At 71.1% G+C, this 22,962-nt stretch carries 20 protein-coding genes and 1 other RNA gene; 17 read left to right on the top strand and 4 right to left on the bottom strand.

What is annotated here, in order from left to right:
• Positions 1-200: 200 nt before the first annotated feature.
• From EYQ95_RS14135 to EYQ95_RS14115, 5 genes are all read left to right on the top strand, one after another.
• Positions 201-1,613: a replicative DNA helicase gene (locus EYQ95_RS14135; protein ID WP_132327864.1), complete on the top strand. Its 1,413-nt coding sequence runs from the start codon at positions 201-203 to the stop codon at positions 1,611-1,613.
• A 111-nt stretch (positions 1,614-1,724) separates the two neighbouring features.
• Positions 1,725-1,937, top strand: coding sequence for a KTSC domain-containing protein (locus EYQ95_RS14130; protein ID WP_132327863.1), 213 nt, complete (start codon positions 1,725-1,727; stop codon positions 1,935-1,937).
• Positions 1,938-2,255: 318 nt separating this feature from the next.
• The gene (gene alr, locus EYQ95_RS14125; RefSeq protein ID WP_132327862.1) at positions 2,256-3,350 is read left to right on the top strand and encodes an alanine racemase; all 1,095 of its coding nucleotides are present in this window, start codon (positions 2,256-2,258) and stop codon (positions 3,348-3,350) included.
• A gap of 8 nt (positions 3,351-3,358) precedes the next feature.
• A complete protein-coding gene (locus EYQ95_RS14120) occupies positions 3,359-4,816 on the top strand; it encodes a deoxyribodipyrimidine photo-lyase (RefSeq protein ID WP_132327861.1) in 1,458 nt (485 codons plus the stop codon).
• Between the two features lie 112 nt (positions 4,817-4,928).
• Positions 4,929-5,612, top strand: a complete 684-nt coding sequence (locus EYQ95_RS14115; RefSeq protein ID WP_207916441.1) for an OmpA family protein — start codon at positions 4,929-4,931, stop codon at positions 5,610-5,612.
• Positions 5,613-5,782: 170 nt separating this feature from the next.
• Here EYQ95_RS14115 and EYQ95_RS14110 read toward each other — a convergent pair whose 3' ends face one another.
• Complete coding sequence (locus EYQ95_RS14110) at positions 5,783-6,325, bottom strand: MgtC/SapB family protein (RefSeq protein WP_132327860.1); 543 nt, start codon at positions 6,323-6,325, stop codon at positions 5,783-5,785.
• A gap of 103 nt (positions 6,326-6,428) precedes the next feature.
• Between EYQ95_RS14110 and EYQ95_RS14105 the strand changes: the two genes are divergently transcribed.
• From EYQ95_RS14105 to EYQ95_RS14080, 6 genes are all read left to right on the top strand, one after another.
• The gene (locus EYQ95_RS14105) at positions 6,429-7,424 is read left to right on the top strand and encodes a ligase-associated DNA damage response exonuclease (protein WP_132327859.1); all 996 of its coding nucleotides are present in this window, start codon (positions 6,429-6,431) and stop codon (positions 7,422-7,424) included.
• Positions 7,421-9,013 (top strand): ATP-dependent DNA ligase, encoded by a 1,593-nt coding sequence (locus tag EYQ95_RS14100; protein WP_132327858.1) that lies wholly within the window; start codon positions 7,421-7,423, stop codon positions 9,011-9,013. Before EYQ95_RS14105 ends, EYQ95_RS14100 begins: the two co-directional genes overlap by 4 nt.
• Complete coding sequence (locus tag EYQ95_RS14095; protein ID WP_132327857.1) at positions 9,010-11,772, top strand: ligase-associated DNA damage response DEXH box helicase; 2,763 nt, start codon at positions 9,010-9,012, stop codon at positions 11,770-11,772. The genes EYQ95_RS14100 and EYQ95_RS14095 overlap by 4 nt, the downstream gene beginning before the upstream one ends.
• Complete coding sequence (gene pdeM, locus EYQ95_RS14090; protein ID WP_132327856.1) at positions 11,762-12,463, top strand: ligase-associated DNA damage response endonuclease PdeM; 702 nt, start codon at positions 11,762-11,764, stop codon at positions 12,461-12,463. The genes EYQ95_RS14095 and pdeM overlap by 11 nt, the downstream gene beginning before the upstream one ends.
• A gap of 51 nt (positions 12,464-12,514) precedes the next feature.
• Positions 12,515-12,868: a transfer-messenger RNA gene (ssrA, locus tag EYQ95_RS14085) on the top strand.
• An 85-nt stretch (positions 12,869-12,953) separates the two neighbouring features.
• Positions 12,954-15,110, top strand: coding sequence for a CHASE domain-containing protein (locus EYQ95_RS14080; RefSeq protein ID WP_132327855.1), 2,157 nt, complete (start codon positions 12,954-12,956; stop codon positions 15,108-15,110).
• On the opposite strand, the gene smpB is transcribed toward EYQ95_RS14080, so the two are convergent.
• Positions 15,111-15,620, bottom strand: a complete 510-nt coding sequence (smpB, locus tag EYQ95_RS14075) for an SsrA-binding protein SmpB (RefSeq protein WP_132327854.1) — start codon at positions 15,618-15,620, stop codon at positions 15,111-15,113. It abuts the gene before it with no gap.
• A gap of 50 nt (positions 15,621-15,670) precedes the next feature.
• On the opposite strand from smpB, the gene EYQ95_RS14070 reads away from it, so the two are divergent.
• Both EYQ95_RS14070 and EYQ95_RS14065 read left to right on the top strand, forming a co-directional pair.
• Positions 15,671-16,096, top strand: a complete 426-nt coding sequence (locus EYQ95_RS14070; RefSeq protein ID WP_132327853.1) for a type II toxin-antitoxin system RatA family toxin — start codon at positions 15,671-15,673, stop codon at positions 16,094-16,096.
• A gap of 4 nt (positions 16,097-16,100) precedes the next feature.
• Positions 16,101-16,361, top strand: coding sequence for an RnfH family protein (locus tag EYQ95_RS14065; RefSeq protein WP_132327852.1), 261 nt, complete (start codon positions 16,101-16,103; stop codon positions 16,359-16,361).
• Here EYQ95_RS14065 and EYQ95_RS14060 read toward each other — a convergent pair.
• Complete coding sequence (locus tag EYQ95_RS14060; protein ID WP_132327851.1) at positions 16,358-16,756, bottom strand: outer membrane protein assembly factor BamE; 399 nt, start codon at positions 16,754-16,756, stop codon at positions 16,358-16,360. The genes EYQ95_RS14065 and EYQ95_RS14060 overlap by 4 nt on opposite strands.
• A gap of 132 nt (positions 16,757-16,888) precedes the next feature.
• Between EYQ95_RS14060 and fur the strand changes: the two genes are divergently transcribed.
• Positions 16,889-17,293 carry a ferric iron uptake transcriptional regulator gene (fur, locus tag EYQ95_RS14055; RefSeq protein ID WP_132327850.1) on the top strand — a complete coding sequence of 135 codons (405 nt, stop codon included), beginning with the start codon at positions 16,889-16,891 and terminating at the stop codon, positions 17,291-17,293.
• Between the two features lie 145 nt (positions 17,294-17,438).
• Here the strand turns inward: fur and recN are convergent, their stop codons facing one another.
• Complete coding sequence (recN, locus tag EYQ95_RS14050; protein WP_132327849.1) at positions 17,439-19,115, bottom strand: DNA repair protein RecN; 1,677 nt, start codon at positions 19,113-19,115, stop codon at positions 17,439-17,441.
• 84 nt (positions 19,116-19,199) lie between these two features.
• Between recN and hrcA the strand changes: the two genes are divergently transcribed.
• The 3 genes from hrcA to dnaK all read left to right on the top strand — a co-directional run bounded on the left by hrcA (position 19,200) and on the right by dnaK (position 22,886).
• Positions 19,200-20,282: a heat-inducible transcriptional repressor HrcA gene (gene hrcA / locus EYQ95_RS14045; protein WP_132327848.1), complete on the top strand. Its 1,083-nt coding sequence runs from the start codon at positions 19,200-19,202 to the stop codon at positions 20,280-20,282.
• A 42-nt stretch (positions 20,283-20,324) separates the two neighbouring features.
• Positions 20,325-20,861: a nucleotide exchange factor GrpE gene (grpE, locus tag EYQ95_RS14040; protein WP_132327847.1), complete on the top strand. Its 537-nt coding sequence runs from the start codon at positions 20,325-20,327 to the stop codon at positions 20,859-20,861.
• 93 nt (positions 20,862-20,954) lie between these two features.
• Positions 20,955-22,886 carry a molecular chaperone DnaK gene (dnaK, locus tag EYQ95_RS14035; RefSeq protein WP_132327846.1) on the top strand — a complete coding sequence of 644 codons (1,932 nt, stop codon included), beginning with the start codon at positions 20,955-20,957 and terminating at the stop codon, positions 22,884-22,886.
• Positions 22,887-22,962 lie beyond the last annotated feature (76 nt).

Genomic DNA, 22,962 nt, shown 5'->3' with positions numbered 1-22,962 from the left:
TGCACGTCCGTCCTGGTCCCCCGTGGGCGGGCTCTGCTGCCCTGGACGGGCAAATCGCAGCGGGAGAGACGCCCGCATGCGACAAGGCGGTGGACTTATCCCGACTTGTCCACAGACTTATCTGCAACGGAGGCAGGCGGTCGCTGGCTAGGATGCCGTGGTGATCCACGGCCCGAGAGGGCCACCGAGGCAGTATCCCGATGAGTGCACGCGCCGGCTTCCGCAACGACAAACGCTTCGAAACCCGCGCCGAGCAGCGCGTGGACCAGCTGCGCGTTCCACCGCAGTCGGTGGAGGCGGAGCAGGCCGTGCTGGGCGGGCTCATGCTCGCGCCCGACGCCTACGACCGCGTCGCCGATCTGCTCAGCGACAGCGACTTCTACCGCCGCGACCACCAGCTGATCTTCCGCGCGATCCGCGAGCTTGCCGAGAAGAACAAGCCCTTCGACGCCGTCACGCTGGGCGAGTGGTTCGAGTCGATGGGGCAGTCGGAGATGGTGGCCGGCGGCGCGTACCTGATCGAGCTCGCGAGCACCACGCCTTCGGCCGCGAACATCGCCGCCTATGCGGAGATCGTGCGCGACAAGGCCGTGCTGCGGCAGCTGATCGAGGTCGGCACGGAGGTCGTCAACAACGCCTTCCAGCCCGACGGGCGCGAGAGCGCGGAGATCCTGGAGGAAGCCGAGCGCGAGGTACTCGCCATCTCGCAGGCCAACCGTTCCGGCCGCAGCGATTTCACTCCGGTGACCAAGGCGCTGTCGGAGGCCTTCGACGACCTGCAGACGCGCTACGCCAACGGCAGCGGCGTCACCGGCCTGCCGACGGGCTACAGCGAGTTCGACGAGATGACGGCCGGGCTGCAGAAGACCGACCTCATCATCCTTGCCGCGCGCCCGGCCATGGGCAAGACCACGCTCGCGCTCAACATCGCCGAGTTCGCCGCGTTCAAGAGCCGCCTGCCGGTTGCGGTGTTCTCGATGGAAATGAGCGCGGCGCAGCTGGCGATGCGCCTGATCTCGTCGGTCGGCCGCGTCAACGCCCAGCGCCTTCGCACCGGCCAGCTGGAGGACGAGGACTGGAGCCGCGTCACCGGCGCGATCCGCCAGCTGCGCGAGGCCAAGATCTTCATCGACGACGAGCCGGGCCTGTCGCCCGCCAAGCTCTCGTCCAAGGCCCGCCGCCTCAAGCGCGAGCACGGCCTGGGCCTGATCGTCATCGACTACCTGCAGCTGATGAGCGTGCCCGGCAACAACGAGAACCGCGCGACGGAGATCTCGGAGATCTCGCGCTCGCTCAAGGGCCTGGCGAAGGAGCTGGGCGTGCCGGTGATCGCGCTCAGCCAGCTCAACCGCTCGCTGGAAACGCGTACCGACAAGCGCCCGGTCATGGCCGACCTGCGCGAGTCCGGCGCGATCGAGCAGGACGCGGACATGATCGTCTTCATCTACCGCGACGACTACTACAACAAGGAAAACTCGCCGGACAAGGGACTGGCCGAGGTCATCATCGGCAAGCAGCGAAGCGGCCCGACGGGCTCGTTCAAGCTCAAGTTCTTCGGCGAGTACACGCGCTTCGACAACCTCTCGCACGACTCGATCGGCTCGTTCGAGTAAGGCGACGCGGCGGAGACGGGTCAGGGCGCAACCCGGGGCGTTTCATCCGGCGCCTGCGCGCGCGGCGCGGCCTTCACCCGGCCCGGACCGGGTCCGCGCTACTTCACGCTGGTGGACCGCATCCCGCTCGAGTCGGAGGCCCTCGCCAGCGTCGGCTACGACCCGGCGCGGCACGTGCTCGAAGTGGAATTCACGAGCGGCCGGGTCTACCAGTACTTCGACGTGCCCGAGCACGAAGTGAGGCGGCTGCTGGAGGCGCCGTCGCAGGGCGCGTACTTCAGCGAGCGCCTGCGGGATCGCTACCGCTACGAACTGGTGCACTGACCGCGACGCGGCGCGCTGCCGTGCGCGGCGGGCGGCCGCCAGGGCCTGTCAACGCTATCGGCATGGGTCGCGCCCGCCCTGCCGGCGTTGCAGGCGGCGTCATCGCTCGGTCGCGTGCGGACGCACGCTTCCTCGCTCTTCCTTGCCTGCAACGCCGGCAGGGCGGGCGCTGCGGGTGAGGCCTGAGGCCGCGCCATGCAGCCCCGCGCGGCTCGACCTTGCAATCAGCAAGGCGCATCGCCGCGCAGAACTGCCTGACACGGCCTCAGGCCTCACGCGACCCATGCCGATGGCGTTAACAGACCCTAGACTGTGGCGATGGCACGACCGACTTCCGCGACCATCCACGTCGACGCGCTGCGTCACAACCTCGGGCAGGTCCGCGCCCGCGCGCCGCGCAGCCGGGTGATGGCCGTGGTCAAGGCGGACGGCTACGGCCACGGCCTGGAGCGCGTCGCGCGCGCGCTGGCAGGTGCCGACGCCTTCGGCGTGGCCGCGCTGTCGGATGCCGAGCGGCTGCGTGCAGCCGGCATCTCCCAGCCGATCCTGCTGCTGTCGGGCTTCGACGAGCCGGGTGACATCCCGCGCCTGCGCGAACTCAACGTCTGGACGACGATCCACCATGCCTCGCAGCTGGAGATGCTCGAGCAGGCCGCGCCCGGCGAACCGCTCGACTGCTGGCTCAAGCTCGACAGCGGCATGCACCGGCTGGGCTTCGCGCCCGAGGCGTTCGGCGACGCGCACGCGCGCCTTTGGGCGATGCGCGGGAGCCGGGTGGGCGACATCGTGCTGATGAACCACTTCGCCAGTTCGGACGAGTTCGCCGACAGTCCCTCGCGCGGCGCGCAGACCCGTGAGCAGCTGGCCGTCTTCCGCGAGGTGACGGCCGGGCTGCCGGGTGCGCGATCGCTCGCCAACTCGGCGGCCGTGCTGGGCTGGCCGGAGGCCCACGATGACTGGGTGCGCCCGGGCGGCGCGCTGTACGGCATGTCGGTGGTGGACGGACGCGTGGGTGCCGACTTCGGCCTGCGCCCGGCGATGACGCTGTCCACGCGCCTGATCGCGGTGAACCGCGTACGACGCGGCGCGCGCATCGGCTATGCGGGCACATGGGAATGCCCGGAGGACATGGAGGTGGGCGTGGCGGCCATCGGCTACGGCGACGGCTATCCGCGTGCTGCGCCGGCCGGGACGCCCGTGCTGGTCGGCGGCCGGCGCACGCAGGTGATCGGGCGCGTCTCCATGGACCTGATGACCATCGACCTGCGCGGCGTGCCCGGAGCGCGCGTGGGCGACCCGGTGCTGCTGTGGGGGGCGGAGCTGCCGGTCGAGACCATCGCGTCGGCCGCACGCACCATCGGCTACGAGCTGACCTGCTCGATCACACGTCGCGTGCGCTTCATCGAGCGCTGAGGACGGGCATGGGCGTCGCGATCGTCTGGTTCCGCAACGACCTGCGCCTCGCCGACAACCCCGCGCTGCAGGCGGCCCTGGGCACCGGCCTGCCGGTGCTGCCGGTGTACGTCCACGACCCTGACGGTGACGGCCACGCCCGGGCCGGCGCGGCCTCCGATGCCTGGCGGGCGCGGTCGCTTGCCGCGCTGGACGCCGACCTACGCGCGCGCGGCAGCCGCCTGCGGCTGTTCGTCGGCCATGCGCTGCCGGTGCTCTCGGCGCTGGCGGCGGCGACGGATGCCGAGGCGGTGTTCTGGAACCGGCGCTACGAGCCCGATGTCGAGCGGCGCGACGCGCAGGTCAAGCGCGAGCTGCGCGCGCAGGGGCTGCAGGTGGAGAGCCGCAACGGCTCCCTGCTGTTCGAGCCCTGGGAGCTGGCGACGGGCAAGGGCGGGCCCTACCGCGTATTCACGCCGTTCTGGCGTGCGGCGCGGGCGCGCTGGAATCCCGCCGCGGCCTGCCCAGCGCCGGTGCGCATCCACGACGCCGCCGAAGCACCCGAGGGCGTATTGCCCGACCAGCTGCGGCTGGCGCCGCTGCAGCCCTGGGACAGCGGCTTCTGGTCCGGCTGGGAGCCCGGAGAGGCCGGCGCGCATGCCGCGCTGGAGGCCTTCGTCGACGGCGCGCTGCACGACTATCCCGCCGGCCGGGAGCGTCCCGACCGCAGCGGCACCTCGCGTCTGTCGCCGCACCTGCATTTCGGCGAGATCGCGCCCTGGCGGGTCGCCGCGGCTGTGGAGGCGGCACGCGGGCGGGTACCCGAGGGGCACGTGGAGGCCTACCTGCGCCAGCTCGTCTGGCGCGAGTTCGCCGCCCACCTGCTGCATCACTTCCCTCATACCGTCGAGCACAACCTCGACGCCCGCTTCGACGCGTTTCCCTGGGCGCGGCCGGACCGCGCCAGGATCGAGCGCTGGCGGCATGGACGGACCGGCGTGCCCATCGTGGATGCGGGCATGCGCGAGCTCTGGGCCACCGGCTGGATGCACAACCGCGTGCGCATGGTAGTGGCGAGCTGGCTGTGCAAGCACATGCGCATGCACTGGCGCGAGGGCGCCGCATGGTTCCGCCAGACGCTGCTGGATGCCGACCTGGCCAACAACACGATGGGCTGGCAGTGGGTCGCGGGCACCGGCGCCGACGCCGCGCCCTATTTCCGCATCTTCAACCCCGTGTCACAGGCCGAGCGCTTCGACCCGCAGGGCGAGTACATCGCGCGCTGGCTGCCGGAACTCGCGCCACTGCCAGTCGCGCTGCGGCATGCGCCCTGGCGCGATCCGCAGGCGCTGGGCCGCGTCGCCCCCGACTATCCCCATCGCCCGATGGTCGATCTGCAGGCCGGCCGCGACGCCGCGCTCGATGCGTATCGCGCCATGCGGACGGCCGCTGCGCAGCGGCCGTCGACGTCCCACGCGGGCGACTGAACGGGCGCCCAGCAGACGCTTCTACGGCAGCTGAACAGAGGGTCGGGCTCCTCACTCCTCGCCTACGACGCCGTGGCTAGCGTGGCCCCGCCTTTGAAGCGAGGGTTCCTCCATGAAGACTCAGATGAAGATTGCGCTGGCGTCCGCTGTTGCCGCGACGCTGCTCGCAGGCTGCGTGACCGACCCGAACCGCTACGCCACCAACCCCGATACCAACGACCGCACGACGCGCGGCGCGATCATCGGTGCTGCCGTGGGCGCCGTCGCAGGTCTGCTCAGCGGCGACGATGCCGTCGAGCGCCGCCAGCGCGCACTGGTCGGCGCCGGCGTCGGTGGCCTGGCCGGTGGCGCCATCGGCAACTACCAGGACCGCCAGGAACGCGCGCTGCGTGACCGCCTGGCCGGCTCCGGCGTGGACGTCGTGCGCCAGGGCGACAACATCACGCTGAACATGCCCGACAACATCACCTTCGGGTTCAACCGCGCCGACCTGCAGCCGCAGTTCCGCCCGGTGCTGGATCGACTGGCCACCACGCTCAACGAGTACAACCAGACCATCATCGAGGTCGCGGGCCATACCGACAGCGTGGGTTCCGACCAGTACAACTACGACCTCTCGCGCCGCCGCGCGAACACCGTTGCCAGCTACCTGTCGGGCAAGGGCGTGAGCCAGCAGCGCATGGAGATCGTGGCCGCCGGCGAGACCCGCCCGATCGCCCGCAACGACACCGAGGACGGCCGCGCGCGCAACCGCCGCGTCGAGATCACCCTGGTGCCGCTGCGGGCCGGTTCCTGATATCCAGCCTTCAGGCGATGGCGACGGGGCGCTCAGGCGCCCCGTTTCCTTTGTTGGACCCGCATGGCTGCGCGCGCGCCACGGGCCAGGGCAGGGCGCAGCCCGGCGACTGCTGCTGAACCCGGGGCATGGTGCGATGCCCGCCGGACAGGACCCGCCCGAAGTCCGAATCAGTGCAGGTCCGGGTTGCGGCGCTTGCGCGCGGGCTCCGCACCACCGGGCTCGCCGTCGTCGTCCTCGCCCGGATCGCCGGCCTCGCGCATGCCCGTGCGGCGCTCGAGCAGGTTGAGCGCCGTCAGCACGAGGAGGGTGAGCACCGTGGCCGCGCTGGCGAGCAGGTAGTGGCCCACGCCGGTGATCAGGCCGATCACGGCCACCATCAGCAGGGAGGCCGCCGTGGTGATGCCGGCGATGTGCTGGCCCTGCTTGCGCGCGAAGATGGTGCCCGCGCCGATGAAGGCCACGCCGCTGATCACGGCCTCGACCAGGCGCAGCGGGTCGGCCGAAAGCTTGACGCTGGAATCCACCGCCGGCGGATCCTGCAGCGCGAGATGGCTCATGGCCATCAGAAGGGCGGCCGCGCCGGCCACGAGCATGTGGGTCCGAAAGCCCGCCGGGCGGTTCTTGAGCTCACGCTCGTAGCCGATCACGCCGCCGAGCAGCATCGCATAGGCCGCGGCACCCACGGCCTCCAGTTCACTGAGCCATTCCATGGCCGTCACAGTGGTTGAGACGCCGTCAACCTAGCGTTACGCCATCGCCCGCGGCCTGCCGGCCTTTTCAGCGCGATGACGGCCGCCTGCCTACGGTCCCCCCATGAATTCCGACCTCATCGTGCTCCGCCGCGAAGGCCTGTACTGCCCGCAGGGCGACTTCTACATCGACCCCTGGCGGCCGGTGGAGCGTGCGGTCATCACGCACGGGCACGGCGATCATGCACGCATCGGATCGGTCGACTACTTCGCAGCCGCGCGCAGCCTGCCCATACTCCAGTGGCGGCTCGGCGAGCAGCGCTACCACGCCTTCGACTACGGCCAGCCCTTCGAGATCGGCAATGCCCGCGTCTCGTTCCATTCCGCGGGCCACGTGCTGGGCTCGGCGCAGGTGCGAATCGAGGCGGACGGGCAGGTCTGGGTGGCATCGGGCGACTACAAGCGCCAGCACGACCCCAGCTGCGACCCCTTCGAGGTCGTCGAATGCGACACGTTCATCACCGAGGCCACCTTCGGGCTGCCGATCTACCGCTGGCCCGATACCGCCGACGCGGCACGCGAGATCGTCGAGTGGCGCGACCACTGCGAGAGGTGCGGCGAGGCCGCCGTGCTGCTGTGCTACGCGCTCGGCAAGGCGCAGCGCATCCTAGCCGAGCTCGCCGCCTGGACCGACCGCCCCGCCTTCCTGCACGGGGCGGTGCAGGCGGGCGTGGACGTCTACCGTGAAGCAGGCGTGCCGATGCTGGCCACGCAGCCGGTGTCGGACACCGCCAAGGGCGCGGATTTCGCGGGCGAGCTGATCATCGCGCCGCCATCGGCGGCCGGCAGCCCGTGGATGCGGCGCTTCCGGCGCGCGCAGATCGGCTTCGCCTCCGGCTGGATGCGCGTTCGCGGCAACCGGCGCCGCCGCAACTACGACCGCGGCTTCGTGGTCTCCGACCATGCGGACTGGCCGGACCTCATGCGCACCATCCGCGAGACCGGCGCGCGGCGGGTACTTGCCACGCACGGCAATACCGACGCGATCATCCGCGCCCTGAACGAGGACGGCATAGCGGCCGAGGCCTTCGCCACCGACTACGCCGGGGAAGCCGAATGAGGCGCTTCGCCGCCCTCTACCGGGAGCTGGACCGCAGCACGGCCACGCTGGACAAGCGCGCTGCACTGGTCGCCTATTTCCGCGAGGCGCCGCCGGAGGACGCGGCCTGGGCGCTGTGGCTGCTCTCGGGCGGCAAGCTGGCGAAGATCGCGAACACGCGCGAGCTGCGCGAGTGGCTGTCGCAGGAGACGGGCACGCCGGACTGGCTGGTGGACGACTGCCATGCGCATGTGGGCGACCTGGCCGAGACGCTCACCCTGCTGATCGACGATCCCTCGCGCCGCCTCGCGGACGTGCCCCTGCACGAATGGATCGAGCGGCGGCTGATTCCCGTCGCCGGCCGCGATCCCGAGGCGCGCCGCGCGGCGGTGGTCGAGGGCTGGCGCACGCTCTGCGCCGACGAGCGCCTGGTCTTCAACAAGCTGCTGACCGGCGCCCTGCGGGTGGGCGTCTCGCAGCGCCTCGTGCAGCAGGCCCTGGCCGACATGAGCGGCATCGACATCGCCCGGATCGCCCAGCGCATGCTGGGCCACTGGGTGCCGACGGCGCGGTTCCTGCGCGACCTCCTGAACCCCGAAGAGCTCCCCGGCGACCGCGAGCAGCCGTATCCCTTCTTCCTGGCTTCGCCGCTGGAGGCGGAGGTCGACACGCTCGGCCCCATCGAGGACTGGCTGCTGGAATGGAAATGGGACGGCATACGACTTCAGCTGATCCGCCGCGGCGCCGAGGTCGCGCTGTGGTCGCGCGGCGAGGAGCGGCTGGACGGGCGCTTTCCCGAGATCGAGGCCGCCGCCGCTGCGTTGCCGCGTGACTGCGTGATCGACGGCGAACTCATCGCCTGGCGTCCGGGCGACGAGCAGCCCATGCCGTTCACGGCGCTGCAGACGCGAATCCAGCGCCGCAGGCCCGGGCCGAAGACGCTCGCGGACACGCCGGTCTGCGTGCTGGCCTATGACCTGCTGGAGCTGGAAGGCCGCGACCTGCGCGAGCTGCCGCTCTCCGGGCGCCGCGCGCTGCTGGACGAACTGCTCGGCGAGAACAACGATCCGCGCATCGTGCCGTCACCCCTCGTGGAGCCCGCCGACTGGGCCGAGGCCGCGACGTTGCGGCAGGCCGCGCGGGAGCGGGGCGTCGAAGGGCTGATGCTCAAGCGGCGGGCGTCGACCTACCAGGTGGGCCGTCGTCGCGGCGACTGGTGGAAGTGGAAGATCGAACCCCTCAACGTGGACGCGGTGCTGATCTACGCGCAGTCGGGCAGCGGGCGTCGCAGCACGCTGTTCACGGACTACACCTTCGCGCTGTGGGATGGCGACGCGCTGGTACCCGTCGCCAAGGCCTATTCCGGCCTGGACGACCGCGAGATCCTCCAGCTCGACCGCTGGATCCGCGCGCACACCGTCGAGCGCTTCGGGCCGGTGCGCTCCGTGGAGCCGCAGCACGTGTTCGAGATCGGCTTCGAGGCGGTCAACCGGTCGACCCGGCACAAGTCCGGCATCGCCGTGCGCTTCCCGCGCATCCTGCGCTGGCGCCACGACAAGACCCCGCGCGATGCCGACAGGCTCGACACGCTGCGGGCGCTGGCGCGATGAGCGGTTTCCTGTTGCGGGGTGCGCTGCCGCCGGAAGGCGAGGATCCGTACGCGGAGTACCCCGAGCGGCCCCGCCCGGATGCGCCGCGGCAGACGGTGGAGTCGATCCGGCGCGAACGCGCGCGCCACGAAGCGCGGGAACGGCGGCGGCGCAAGGCCGGGGATGACGCCGCCAGCCGCACGCAGCAGGGCGCCATCGCCCCCGTGGGAGAGGGGGAACCCGAACCCGATGCGCTGGAGCGCCTGGAGGGCGTCGTACCAGCCGGCGACGGGGCTCGGCCGGACACCGCTGGCACCGAGGTTGGCGACCCCGCGCGCCGCCTGCGTGCATGGTTCGCAGCGCGCGGTTGGACACCCGCGCCGTTCCAGCAGGACGTATGGACGCGCTACCTGCGCGGCGAGTCCGGGCTGCTGCACACGCCCACGGGCAGCGGGAAAACCCTCGCCGCGTTCGGCGGGCCGCTGATCGAGGCCTGCATGCTGCCGGATGCTGCGCGGGCAGGGGCGACGTCCCGCGATGCGGGGCGGGAACTGAAGGTCCTGTGGATCACGCCGCTTCGGGCGCTGGCCGCCGACACCGTCCGCGCCCTGCGCGAGCCGGCCGCGGGGCTCGGGCTGGACTGGCAGATCGGCCTGCGTACCGGCGACGCCTCCTCGCGCGACAAGCGGCTCGCGCGCGAGGGACAGCTCGACGCACTCGTCACCACGCCCGAATCGCTCGCGCTCCTGCTGTCGTATCCCGACACCGCCGAGCGCCTGCGTGCGCTGCGCTGCGTGGTGGTCGACGAGTGGCACGAGCTGCTGGGCACCAAGCGCGGCGTGCTGCTGCAGCTTGGCCTGGCGCGGCTGCGTTCGCTGTCCGCGCGGCTGCGCATCTGGGGCCTGTCGGCCACGCTCGGCAACCTCGACGAGGCGCGCGACGTGCTGCTGCCGCACGCGCCCGCATCGGAGGTCGTCTCGGGTGCAACGCCGCGCCCGATGACGCTCGAGACGCTCGTCCCCGCCGAAGGCGAACGCTTCCCGTGGGCCGGGCACCTGGGGCTGGCGCAGCTGGCGCGCGTGGCCGAGCGCATCTTCCGCGCCCGCACGAGCCTGCTGTTCACCAATACGCGTGCCTACGCCGAGCTCTGGCACCAGGCCCTGCAGGCGGTATGGCCGGAGGATCCGTCCACGCTCGCGCTGCACCACGGGTCGCTGGATCCGCACATCCGTGCCGACGTCGAAGCGGGCCTGCGCGACGGGCGCCTGCGTTGCGTGGTGGCCACCTCCAGCCTCGACCTGGGCGTGGACTTCCCGGCCGTCGACCAGGTCTTCCAGCTCGGAAGCCCCAAGGGCACGGCGCGCCTGCTGCAGCGCGCCGGCCGCGCCAGGCACCGGCCGGGCGAGTCGGGACATGTGGTCTGCATCCCGACGCACATGCTCGAGCTGGTCGAGTTCTCCGCGGTGCGTGAGGCCATCGGCGCAGGCGAGGTCGAAGCGCGGCGGCCCCCGCGCATGTCGCTGGACGTGCTGGCCCAGCACTGCGTCACCCTCGCGCTGGGCGGAGGCTTCGACGCCGATGCCCTGCTCGCGGAAGTGCGCGGCACGCATGCTTTCGCTGGGCTGGCGGACGAGGCCTGGCAGTCCGTGCTCGACTTCATCATCCAAGGTGGCCGCGCGCTGGAACACTACCCCGACTTCCACCGCGTGGTGCGCGACGCCGCGGGCCGCTACGTGGTCGAGGACCGCCGCGTGGCCACGCGCCACCGGTTGTCGATCGGCACGATCGCCAGCGAGGGCAGCGTCGCGGTCAAGCTCGTGCGTGGCGGCACGCTGGGCGCGGTCGAGGAGGGCTTCATCGCCCGCCTCAGGCCCGGCGACCGTTTCCTGTTCTCCGGTCGCATGCTGGAGCTCGTGCGCATCGACGCGATGACGGCACTGGTCAAGCGCGCCCCGCCGGGCGAAGGCATCGTCCCCCAGTGGACCGGCATCCGCCAGCCGCTGTCGATGGAACTGGCCGCGCGCGTGGAACGCCTGCTCACGCAGCCGGTGGACGCGCCCGAGATGCGTGCGGTCGCCGGGCTGCTCGCGCTGCAGTCGCGCCTGTCGTCGCTCCCGCGCACGGGCCGGCTGCTCGTCGAGTTCGCTCGTACGCGCGAGGGCCCGCAGCTGTTCGTGTTCCCGTTCGCCGGCCGCCTCGCCAACGAAGGACTGGCCGCGCTCGTGTCTCTGCGCTGGGGCCGCGTCGAGCCCAATACCTTCGGCTATGCCGCGAACGACTACGGCTTCGTGCTGCGCCCGGCCAGGGACGTCGCCGTCGACGAGGGCCTGCTCGAGTCCCTGCTCACGCCCGATCGCCTGTTCGAGGACCTGCGCGAAAGCCTCAACCTGGGCGAGCTGGCGCGCCGGCAGTTCCGCGAGATCGCGCGCATCGCAGGCCTGTTGCCGCCCACGGTGCCGGGGCGGCCCCAGAAGAGCATGCGGCAGCTGCAGGTCTCCAGCGGGCTGATCTTCGACGTTCTCCAGCGCCATGACCCGCAGCACATGCTGCTCGAGCTGGCCGAGCGGGAAGTCTTCGCCGGCCAGCTCGAAGTGCAGCGCCTGCAGCGTGTGCTCGAGGAATGCGCCCGGCGGCGCGTGCTGCTGCTGCGGCCGCGCGGCCTCACGCCGCTGTCCTTTCCGCTGTGGGCCGAGGGGCTGCGCGGCCAGCTCAGCACGGAGGACTGGAAGACGCGTGTGCAACGCGCTGCCGCGCAGCTGGAGAAGCGCCATGCGCGATGATGCCGACGGCCGCTACGTCGTCGCCGACATTGCCGGCGAGCAGGTCTGGCTGCTGGCCGACCGGGCGCTCTACTGGCCGCGGGAGCGGCGGCTGTTCCTCTCCGACCTCCACCTGGGCAAGGGCGACGTCTTCCGCCGCGCCGGCATCGGCCTGCCCAGCGGTGGCACCGCCGGGGACCTGGATCGGCTGGGCCGCGCCATCGACCTCACGGGGGCGACATCCGTCTGGATCCTCGGCGACGTCGTCCATGGCGCCGTGCATGAGAGCGCATGGCGCGGCACCTGGCATGCCTGGCGGGAGGCGAGGGGGGGCGTCCACTTCGCCGCGCTCACCGGCAACCATGACCGCGCGCTCGCGGGCGCGGGCTTGGGCGTGGAGCTTCTCGGCGAAGCGCTGGACGTCGGTCCTTTCGCGCTGCGGCACGAGCCCTGCGAGGTACCGGGCCTGCACGTGCTGGGCGGCCACCTGCATCCCTGCGTGGCCATCCGCGAACTCGGGCCGCGCCGCTTCCCGGTGTTCTGGTTGCAGCCGCGGGCCACGGTCCTGCCCGCATTTTCCGAGTTCACCGGCGGCTGCCACGTCGATGCCGGCACGCGCGACGGGATTGTGGTCTGCGCTGCCGGCACGGCCGCCTGGATCCGCCGCCCGCGGGCTGAACAGGCGCCGCGGCCGCGGCCACGCCGGGCTTGAGGTGGCGGGGAAGGGGCCTATACTGCTTCCCGTCAGCGACATGCTGTCCCCGGGGGTGCACTGGCTTCGACGGGGGTTGCGAAATCGCCTGGCGCATGCCGAGGGGGCAGCTTTCCTCGTAAATCCAGCGGCAAACTCATAGTTGCCAACGACGACAACTACGCTCTGGCCGCTTAAGGCCTAAGCCCCGAAACTGCTTGTGTCCGTGCTCGCAGCGTAGGGTCATGATCACGGAATCGCCGCCGGGGGCCGCCTGCCCGTCGACGGCTAAGAGTTCGCAGGCTGGTTCCGGGGCGCGCTTTGCACGCCGTGCTGCTCCGGGGCGAGATCCAACGGCGGGCTAAGCATGTAGTGCCGGGGATGGAGTGCCTTCGGACGGCGGTTCGACTCCGCCCACCTCCACCAATCGCGGGGCCCAGCGCAGGCTGGGCCCCTTTTCATTGGTGCGTTGTATACGGCGCCTGCCCGCCGCACAGGTATTCTCCCCGACATGCCGACTGCCGCCTCCGTGCGCGGCTGGTCCGCGCGGCTCCTGCCACGCGGCAGCCAAGTATTCGCCTTCATCATCCTCGTCGCCTCCGTGGTGCTCGTGCTCACCATGTGGAGCAACGCGCGCGAGCGCGAGATCGAGGCCGCGCGGGGCGAATTCGCCGCGCAGGCCAACGAGGTCACGGAACTGCTCCGGCAGCGGCTGGCGCAGTACGAGCTGGTCACGCGCGGCGGCGTGTCGCTGTTCGCTTCGGTGGCACGGCCCACTCCGCGCCAGTGGCAGGCCTACGTGGACGGCATGCAGCTCGAGCAGCGCTTCCCGGCTGTACTCGGCCTGGGTTTCGCCGGGTACGTCGCGGCCAGCGATCTGCCGCGCCTGCAGCTCGAGTGGCGCGAGTCCGGCTACGGGCTGCTGAACGTCAGGCCGCACGGCAGGCGGGCCTACTACGGGCCCATCCTCTATCTGGAGCCCCGCCGGCCGGAGAACGTCGCCGCGGTGGGATTCGACATGTACTCCGAGCCGACGCGGCGCGAGGCCATGGAAGCCGCGCTCGTGAGCGGAGAGCCACGCCTGAGCGGCCCGGTGCAGCTGGTGCAGGACGGGGAGGCACGGCGCATCGGCGCCCTGCTGTATCTGCCCATCTACCGGGCCGGCGACGCCCCATCGAACGAAGCCGCCCGTCGCGCGTCCGCGCAGGGATGGATCTACGTTCCGTTCCGCGTGGGCGTGCACGTGGAAGACGCCGCGAGGACGCACCTGCGGCACCTGCGACTGCGGATCGACGACGTGACCGCCTCGGCCAGGCCGCTTTACGAGGGGGGGATCGATGCCCAGGACGCCGCCTTCGTCGAGGAACGCAACCTGGAAGCGTACGGCCGCACCTGGCGCCTGCACTTCGCGTCTCCGCCGCTCGCGCAGGCCGCGCCGGACCTGGCGGCGCTGCGCGGGCTGCTCGCGCTCGGCCTGGTCGCCGCGCTGCTGCTGTACGGCGTCGCGTTCTCGCTGGCGCGGACCGGCACGCGCGCCAGGCGCATCGCCGCCGAGCTGACCGAGGACTATCGTCGCAGCGAACAGCGCTTCCGCAGCGCGATGGAATATTCGGCGATCGGCAAGGTGCTCCTGGACAGCAACGGCCGCATCGTCGAAGCGAACCCGGCATTCGCCAGGACCGTCGGGCGCCCGGCCGCGCACCTGGTCGGCGTGGCCTTCGAGTCGCTGTTCGACGACATCGAATCGGCCGAGCGCGGGGAGATCGAGGCCGGCGGCGTCTGGCGCCGCATGCGCCGCCTGCAGCGCGACGACGGCTCGGTGCGCCATGTCCACGTCACCTATTCGCCGGTGCCGGGCAACATCGGCCAGGACATCACCGGCCTGGCGCAGATGGAAGACGTGACCGAGCGCATGCTGGCCGAGGCGCGCGTGCATGCGCTCAATCGCACGCTCGAGGCGCGCGTGGCCCTGCGCACCCGCGAGCTCATGCGCGCGAACCAGGAACTGGAAACCTTCGCCTACAGCGTCTCGCACGACCTGCGCGCACCGCTTCGCGCCATCGACGGCTTCAGCCGGATCCTGGCCGAACGCTACGGTGAACGGCTCGACGAGGCGGGGCGCGGCTATCTCGCGCGCGTGCGCCGCGCCGCCGCCCGCATGGGCGAGCTGATCGACTCGATGCTCCAGCTCTCGCGCCTGACGCGCAGCCCGCTGAAGGTCGAGCGCGTCGACCTCACGCGCATGGCGCACGAGCTCGTCGAGGAACTGCAGGCGGGCGATCCGGCGCGCCGCGTGGAAGTCGAGATCGAGCAGGGGCTGGTGGTGGACGGCGACGCCACGCTGCTGCGCGGCCTGCTGGGCAACCTGCTCGGCAACGCCTGGAAGTTCACCCGCGAGCGCGACCCGGCGCGCATCCAGTTCGGGCGCAACGCCGCGGGCGAGTTCTACGTGCGCGACAACGGCGCCGGCTTCGCGCAGGAGTACGTCGACAAGCTGTTCCGCCCGTTCCAGCGCCTGCACAACGAGGAGCATTTCACGGGCCATGGCATCGGCCTGGCCACCGTGCACCGCATCGTGGAACGGCACGGCGGCACGATCAGGGCTGAGGGTCGGGTGGAAGAGGGCGCGACCTTCTACTTCACGCTCCCGGGCCCCGCGGAGGGCTGATCAGGCGTCGCGGTTGTGCGCGCGCATGGCGCGCTGCTTCTCGCGCTGCCAGTCACGATCCTTGGCCGTGTCGCGCTTGTCGTGCTCCTTCTTGCCCTTGGCCAGCGCGACCTCGGCCTTCACCTTGTTGCCCTTCCAGTAGAGCGCGGTGGGAACCACCGTGTAGCCATCGCGCTGCATGCGCCCGATGAGGCTGTCGATCTCGTGGCGGTGCATCAGGAGCTTGCGCGTGCGGCGCTCCTCGGGCACGACGTGGGTCGAAGCCGAGATCAGCGGCGTGATCTGCGCGTTGAACAGGTACATCTCGCCGTTGCGCACCACCGCATAGGCCTCGCCGATGTTGGCGCGTCCCGCACGGATGGCTTTCAGCTCCCAGCCCTGCAGCGCCAGCCCCGCCTCGGTACGCTGCTCCAGGTGGTATTCGTGGCGCGCGCGCTTGTTCAGGGCGATCGTGCCGCCCGCGGCCTTTGACTTATCCTTGCCGGACTTTCCCTTGGAATGCTTGCTCATCGCGCCATTGTCCCCGATCGGGGGACATCGCGGCGAGAACGCCGGCCCGCATGCCCACGATCCGAAGAAGTGCCCTGGTCGAACACTCCGCCGCCCGCATGTTCGGTCTGGTGAACGACGTACGTGCCTATCCGAGCCGCTTCGACTGGTGCGACGGGGCCCGCGTGCTCGAGGAGTCGCAGGACCGCGTGGTCGCGCGCCTGGACCTGCGCGCCGCCGGCCTCACCACCTGGTTCGTGACCGAGAACCGCATGGCGCCCCCGCACCACATCGACCTTCACCTGGTGGAGGGGCCGTTCAAGCGGCTCAAGGGGCGGTGGGAATTCCACGCGCTGGACGAATCGGCCTGCCGCGTCTCGCTCACGCTGGATTTCGAACCCGCCTCGCGCCTGCTGGCACCGGCCTTTGCGCTGGGTTTCCAGGCGCTGGCCGACCGCATGGTCGACGATTTCGTGCGCGCCGCGGACCGGGGCTGAGGCGATGGAGGTGGAGGTGATCCGCGCGTGGCCACGGCGCTTCGAGGCGGTGCGGTTGCAGCTGCCCGAAGGCGCCACCGTGGGCGATGCGGTCGACGCGGCGGGATGGTCGGGTGATGCCGGGACCGTGGCCTACGCCGTGTTCGGCCAGCGCGCGGGGCGCGATACACCGCTTCGCGCCGGCGACAGGGTGGAGCTGCTCAGGCCACTGCTGGCAGACCCGAAGGACGCGCGGCGTCGCCGCGCGGCAGCGCGCGGGCGTTAGCCGCCGCGGCGGCGCTTGTCCTTGGGCTTGGCCAGGTTCGGGCCGAACTGGCGGACCGCATCGCGCGCCAGGGCTTCGTCCTGCTCCGGGAAGTACTCGCCCTCCCAGCGCACGAGCTGGTTGCCCTGGAAGTGCAGCGTGAGGTTCTTGATCTCGGTGCGCCCCGTGCGGCCGGTGCGCTGCGTCGCGGTGTAGTCCCAGCGATCCTGGTGGTAGGGATCGGCGATGGACGGCGTGCCCAGCAGCAGAACAACCTGCTGCCTGTCCATGCCCGCCTGGAGCTGGTCGACCGCCGACTTCTCGAGCAGGTTGCCCTGGTAGATCGGCTGGCGATAGACGACGCCGCAGGCCGAAGTCAGCAGGGCGGCGGCGAGGACGGGAAGCAGCTTGCGCATGGGCTCTGGACGCTCCGCACGGCGAAGGCCGTGGACGGCCGGATGATACACTGCGGCCCGCGTCGCGATGCCGCCGCGCGGCCCTGCGTCAGGCGCGGTTGAGGCATGCGGTGGCCTGCCCCCGGAGACCCGATGGAATCGCAAGACCTGCGCAATGCCGGCCTCAAGGTGACCCACCCGCGGCTGCGCATCCTGGCCGTGCTGGAGAGCGCGCAGTCGCGCCACATGACGGCCGAGGACATCTACCGCCAGCTGCTGGAGCAGGGCGAGGACATCGGCCTGGCCACCGTCTACCGCGTCCTCACGCAGTTCGAAGCCGCCGGGCTGGTGCTCAAGCACCATTTCGAGTCGGGGCAGGCCGTCTACGAGCTCGACCGCGGCGAGCACCACGACCACATGGTCGATGTCGACACCGGCAAGGTGATCGAGTTCGAAAGCGCGGAGATCGAGGCCCTGCAGCAGAGGATCGCGGCCGAGCACGGTTACGAGATCGAGGCGCACTCGCTCGTCCTGTACGTGCGCAGGAAGCGGCGCTGAGGCTCCCGTCAGGCGGGGCGAGAGCGCTCGTTCAGCCACGGATGAACACGGATGGACACGGATTGGAGGCGCGGTCGCGCCGCGCCGTCGTCGATGGGCGCCCTATCCGTGTCCATCCGTGTCGATCCGTGGCTAAAGCCAGCTCTTACACCACGTCCTGCAACAACCGCTTGGCCGCCGCGCGTGCTTCGCGGGTGAGTTCCACGCCCCCGAGCATGCGGGCCAGTTCCTCCTCGCGCTCGGCCCGTGACAGCGCGCGGACCTCGCTCTGGGTCACGCCGTCGCTCTTGGACTTCATCACGCGGTAGTGCGCATGTCCCTGCGCCGCCACCTGCGGCAGGTGGGTGACGCAGAGCACCTGGCGGTGCATGCCCAGTGCGCGCAGCTTCTGGCCGACGATGTGGGCCACCGCGCCGCCGATGCCGGTGTCGACCTCGTCGAAGATCATCGTCGGCACGGCGTCCAGGCCGAGGGAGGCGACTTCGATCGCGAGCGAGATGCGCGCCAGCTCGCCGCCGGACGCGACCTTGCGCAGCGGGCGGGCCGGCTGGCCCGGGTTGGCGCTGACCATGAACTCGACCCGCTCGCCGCCCAGCGGGTCGGGGCGGTCGCCCGGGGTGGCCTCGATGGCGATGTCGAACAGGCCGCCCCCCATGCCCAGCTCGCCCATCAGCGCCGTGGTCTGCAGGGACAGCGACTCCGCGGCGCGGCGCCGCGCGTCGCCCAGGCGGTCGGCGGCGATGCGCCAGGCTTCGCGCGCGCTCGCGATCTCGCCGTCGAGGCGGGCCAGGCGCTCGCCCGCGCCGCGAAGCTCGTCGAGCTCGCCACGGATGGCGTCGCGACGCGCCGCCAGCTGCTCGGGTGGCAGGCGGTGCTTGCGCGCGAGTTCGTGCACGCGCCCGAGGCGGCGCTCGAGGCGGTCGAACGTGTCCGGGTCGATGTCGAGATCGCTGCGGATGCGGTCCAGCGCCGCCAGGGCCTCGTCCACCTGGATGGTGGCGAGATCCAGCATGCCTTCCACCTCCACCAGCCGCGGCTCGTGTTCGCTGGCGCGCGACAGCTCGCCGCGCACCTGGCCCAGCACGCGGGAAATCGACGGGCCGTCCTCGCCGCCCAGACGGGCGAACGCGCTGTCGCAGGCGGTGATGAGCGCCGTGGCATGGCCGAAGCGCCGGTGATCGGCCTGCAGCTTCTCCAGGCTCTCCGGCTCGAGATCCTCGCGTTCGAGTTCGTCGAGCTGGTGCTGGAGCCAGTCGACGCGGTCGGAGACGTCGCCCTGCGCGGAGAGGCGGTCGCGCTCGCCCAGCAGTGCGGCCCAGGCCTCGGCGGCCTGGCCCACGGCGAGGCGTTCGGCTTCCGTGCGACCGAAGGCGTCCAGCAGGGCGAGCTGGCTGCCGCGCGAAAGCAGCGCCTGGTGCTCGTGCTGGCCGTGGATCTCGACCAGTCGGCCGGCAAGCTCCACCAGTTGCGCGATGGTCGCCGGGCGCCCGTTGATCCATGCCTTCGAGCCGCCATCGGCACGGATCACGCGGCGGATGCGGCAGGTGCCGGCCTCGTCCTCGTCGTCCAGTTCCGCCTCGCGCAGCCAGTCGCGCGCGGCGGGCGCGTCGGCCAGGTCGAAGTCGGCGGCCAGCTCGGCGCGCTCGGCGCCGTGGCGGACCACGCCGCTGTCGGCGCGCAGGCCCGAGAGCAGGCCTAACGCATCCACGAGCAGCGACTTGCCGGCGCCGGTTTCGCCCGAGATCACGGTCAGGCCGCGGCCGAATTCGAGGTCGGCAGCGGTGACGACCGCGAACTGCTTCAGCGAGAGATGGGTCAGCATGGCGTGAATTGTGCCCGCCCGGGCGTCGCACTCATAGCGACGAGGCGGCTTGCACGGGCCCGGCGGGCAGCTTATATGCCCTGCATGAGCCGTCGCCCCGCCGACCCCAGCCAGGACCCCCGCGCGCGCCACCTGCTGCGCACGCTGATCGCGCGTTACATCCGCAGCGGGGAACCCATGGGTTCGCAGACGCTCGCGCGGCATGCCGGGCTGGACGTGAGCCCGGCGACGATCCGCAACATCCTGGCCGATCTCGAGGACGCCGGGCTGCTAAGCGCGCCGCATACCTCGGCGGGGCGCGTGCCCACGGCGCAGGGCTACCGGCTGTTCGTGGACTCGCTGCTGCAGGTCCGGCCGCTGCCCGAGGGCGAGCGGGCCCGGCTGCGGGGCGAACTCCCTTCCGGCTCGGGCACGCAGGCGCTGCTGGGCAGCGCATCCGAACTTCTGAGCGCGATGACGCATTTCGTGGGCGTGGTCAGCGTGCCCCGCCGCGAGCAGTTCGCGTTCCGGCGCATCGACTTCGTGCCGATCGACGAACAGCGCGTGCTGGCCATCCTGGTGTTCGCCGACGGCGACGTGCAGAACCGCATCCTGCAGGTGCGCCGGCCCTTCGATGCCAACGAGCTGGAGCGCGCGGCGAACTACCTCAACCAGCACTTCGCCGGCCGCACGCTGGCCGAGATCCGCGGCGTGCTCCTGCACGAGATGCGCAGCGCCCAGGACGAACTGAACCGGCTGATGGGCCGCTCCATCGAACTCGCCGAGCAGGCGCTGGCGCCCGCCGACGACGACATGCTGGTGGCGGGGCAGACGCGCCTGATGACCGTGCAGGAACTGGCGGACATCGAGCGCCTGCGCGACCTGTTCGACGCGTTCTCGCGCAAGCGGGAGATCCTCCAGCTGCTCGAGCGCACGGCCCGCGCACCCGGCGTGCGCATTTTCATTGGCGAGGAGACGGGGCTGGCCCCGCTGGACGGCATCTCGCTGGTGACGGCGCCGTATGCGGCGGGTGGGCAGGTGCTCGGCGTGCTGGGGGTCATCGGGCCTACGCGCATGGATTACGACCGCGTGATTCCCGTGGTGCAGGCCGCGGCCGACATCCTGGGCGACGCCCTGCAGGCCGACCGCGGCGGCTTAGGCTTGAATCCCCCGCACGTGGCCCCATAGCTGGCCCCGGCGCGCCGGACGGCGCGAAGGAGAAGGCCTGCGATGACCAATGAACAGACCGCAGCCCCTGCCGCCGAGGCGGCGCAGGCGGGCGGGGAGATCCGGAACGACTGCTGCACGCCGCTGCAGGAGCAGCTCGATGCCGCCAATGCCGAGCTGGCCCGGCTTCGCGAGGACATGCTGCGCGAGCGCGCCGACCTCGAGAACCAGCGCCGCCGTGTCGCACGCGACATCGAGAATGCGCGCAAGTTCGCCAACGAGCGCCTGCTGGGCGACCTGCTGCCCGTGATCGACAGCCTGGAGGCGGGCCTGGCGCAGGCCGGCGGGGACGCGGCTCCGCTGCGCGAGGGCATGGAGCTCACCCTGCGCCAGCTGCTGAAGGTGGCGGCCGACAACGGCCTGTGCCCCATCGATCCCGCCGGCCAGCCCTTCAACCCCGAGCACCACCAGGCCATGAGCATGGTGCCGCCGGGCGAGGGCCAGGCGGAGAACCACGTCGTGCAGGTCTACCAGAAGGGCTGGCTGCTGAACGAGCGGCTGCTGCGCCCCGCGCTGGTGGTCGTCGCGCAGGGCGGTTGAAGCCGGCGCGCTTGAACCGGCGCGAGCGGTCCATAGATACGGCATATCGGCGCACGGCGCCCCACGCATCCAAGGCATAGCAGGAGCACACCCATGGGCAAGATCATCGGCATCGACCTCGGCACGACCAACTCGTGCGTCGCGGTCATGGAAGGCAGCAAGGTCCGCGTCATCGAGAACGCGGAGGGCGACCGCACCACGCCGTCCATCGTGGCCTACACGAAGGACGGCGAAGTGCTGGTGGGCGCGCCGGCCAAGCGCCAGGCGGTCACCAACCCCAAGAACACGTTCTATGCGGTCAAGCGCCTGATCGGCCGCAAGTTCACCGACGCCGAGGTCCAGAAGGACATCGGCCTGGTGCCGTACGCGATCACCCAGCACGACAACGGCGACGCCTGGGTGGCCACGGCCGACGGCAAGAAGATGGCGCCGCAGCAGATCTCGGCCGAGGTGCTGGCCAAGATGAAGAAGACGGCCGAGGCCTACCTGGGCGAGACCGTCACCGAGGCCGTGATCACGGTGCCGGCCTACTTCAACGACAGCCAGCGCCAGGCGACCAAGGACGCCGGCCGCATCGCGGGCCTGGACGTCAAGCGCATCATCAACGAGCCCACGGCGGCCGCGCTGGCATACGGCCTCGACAAGGCCGGCGGCGACCGCAAGATCGCCGTGTACGACCTCGGCGGCGGCACGTTCGACGTGTCCATCATCGAGATCGCGGAAGTCGACGGCGAGAAGCAGTTCGAGGTGCTGGCCACGAACGGTGACACGTTCCTGGGCGGCGAGGACTTCGACAAGCGCGTCATCGACTACCTGGTCGAGGAGTTCCAGAAGGACCAGGGCATCGACCTGCGCAAGGATCCGCTCGCCCTGCAGCGCCTGAAGGACGCCGCCGAGCGCGCGAAGATCGAGCTCTCGAGCGCGCAGCAGACCGAAGTGAACCTGCCGTACGTGACGGCGGATGCCTCCGGCCCGAAGCACCTCAACATCAAGCTGACGCGCGCCAAGCTCGAGGCGCTGGTCGACGACCTCGTCAAGAAGACCATCGAGCCCTGCCGCGTGGCCCTCAACGACGCCGGCCTGCGCGCCTCGGACATCACCGAGGTGATCCTCGTCGGTGGCCAGACGCGCATGCCGAAGGTGCAGCAGGCGGTGGCCGAGTTCTTCGGCAAGGAGCCGCGCAAGGACGTGAACCCGGACGAGGCGGTGGCCATCGGTGCCGCGGTGCAGGGCGGCGTGCTCAAGGGTGACGTCAAGGACGTGCTGCTGCTCGACGTGACCCCGCTGAGCCTGGGCATCGAGACCCTGGGCGGCGTGTTCACCAAGATCATCGAGAAGAACACCACGATCCCGACCAAGGCCTCGCAGACGTTCTCGACCGCCGACGACAACCAGTCGGCCGTCACCGTGCACGTGCTGCAGGGCGAGCGCGAGCAGGCCCGCTACAACAAGTCGCTGGCGCGCTTCGACCTGACCGGCATCGAGCCGGCGCCGCGCGGCATGCCGCAGATCGAGGTGTCCTTCGACATCGACGCCAACGGCATCGTGCACGTCACCGCCAAGGACAAGAAGACCGGCAAGGAGCAGAAGGTCGAGATCAAGGCCGGCTCGGGCCTGTCCGAGGACGAGATCAAGCGGATGGTCGAGGACGCCGAGGCCAACCGCGAGGAGGACAGGAAGTTCCACGAGCTGGTGCAGGCGCGCAACCACGCCGACGGGCTCATCCACATGACCCGCGGCGCGATCAAGGAGCACGGCGAGAAGGTGCCGGGCGATGCGATCGGTCGCGCCGAGGGCGCGATCGCCGAGCTCGAGACCGCGATGAAGGGCGACGACAAGGCGCAGATCGAGGCCAAGAGCCGTGCGCTGGAGGAGGCCGCGCAGTCGCTGCTCGCCGTGGCCTCGGCCGCGCAGCAGGGTGGGGCGGAGCAGGCGCCCGCCGGTGCGAATCCGGGTGGTGGGTCACGCAACGATGATGTCGTCGATGCGGAATTCACCGAAGTCAAGGACGACCAGCCGAAGTAAGCTGTACCGGACGGGAGCCGCGTGACGGCTCCCGTCTTCCTTGGGGACCCGCCGCGCGTGAATCCACCGCCGGCAT

It is taken from the genome of Lysobacter sp. N42 (assembly GCF_004344885.1).
The sequence above is the reverse complement of the archived record's forward strand: the minus strand, read 5'-3'. Positions and strand labels throughout refer to the sequence as shown.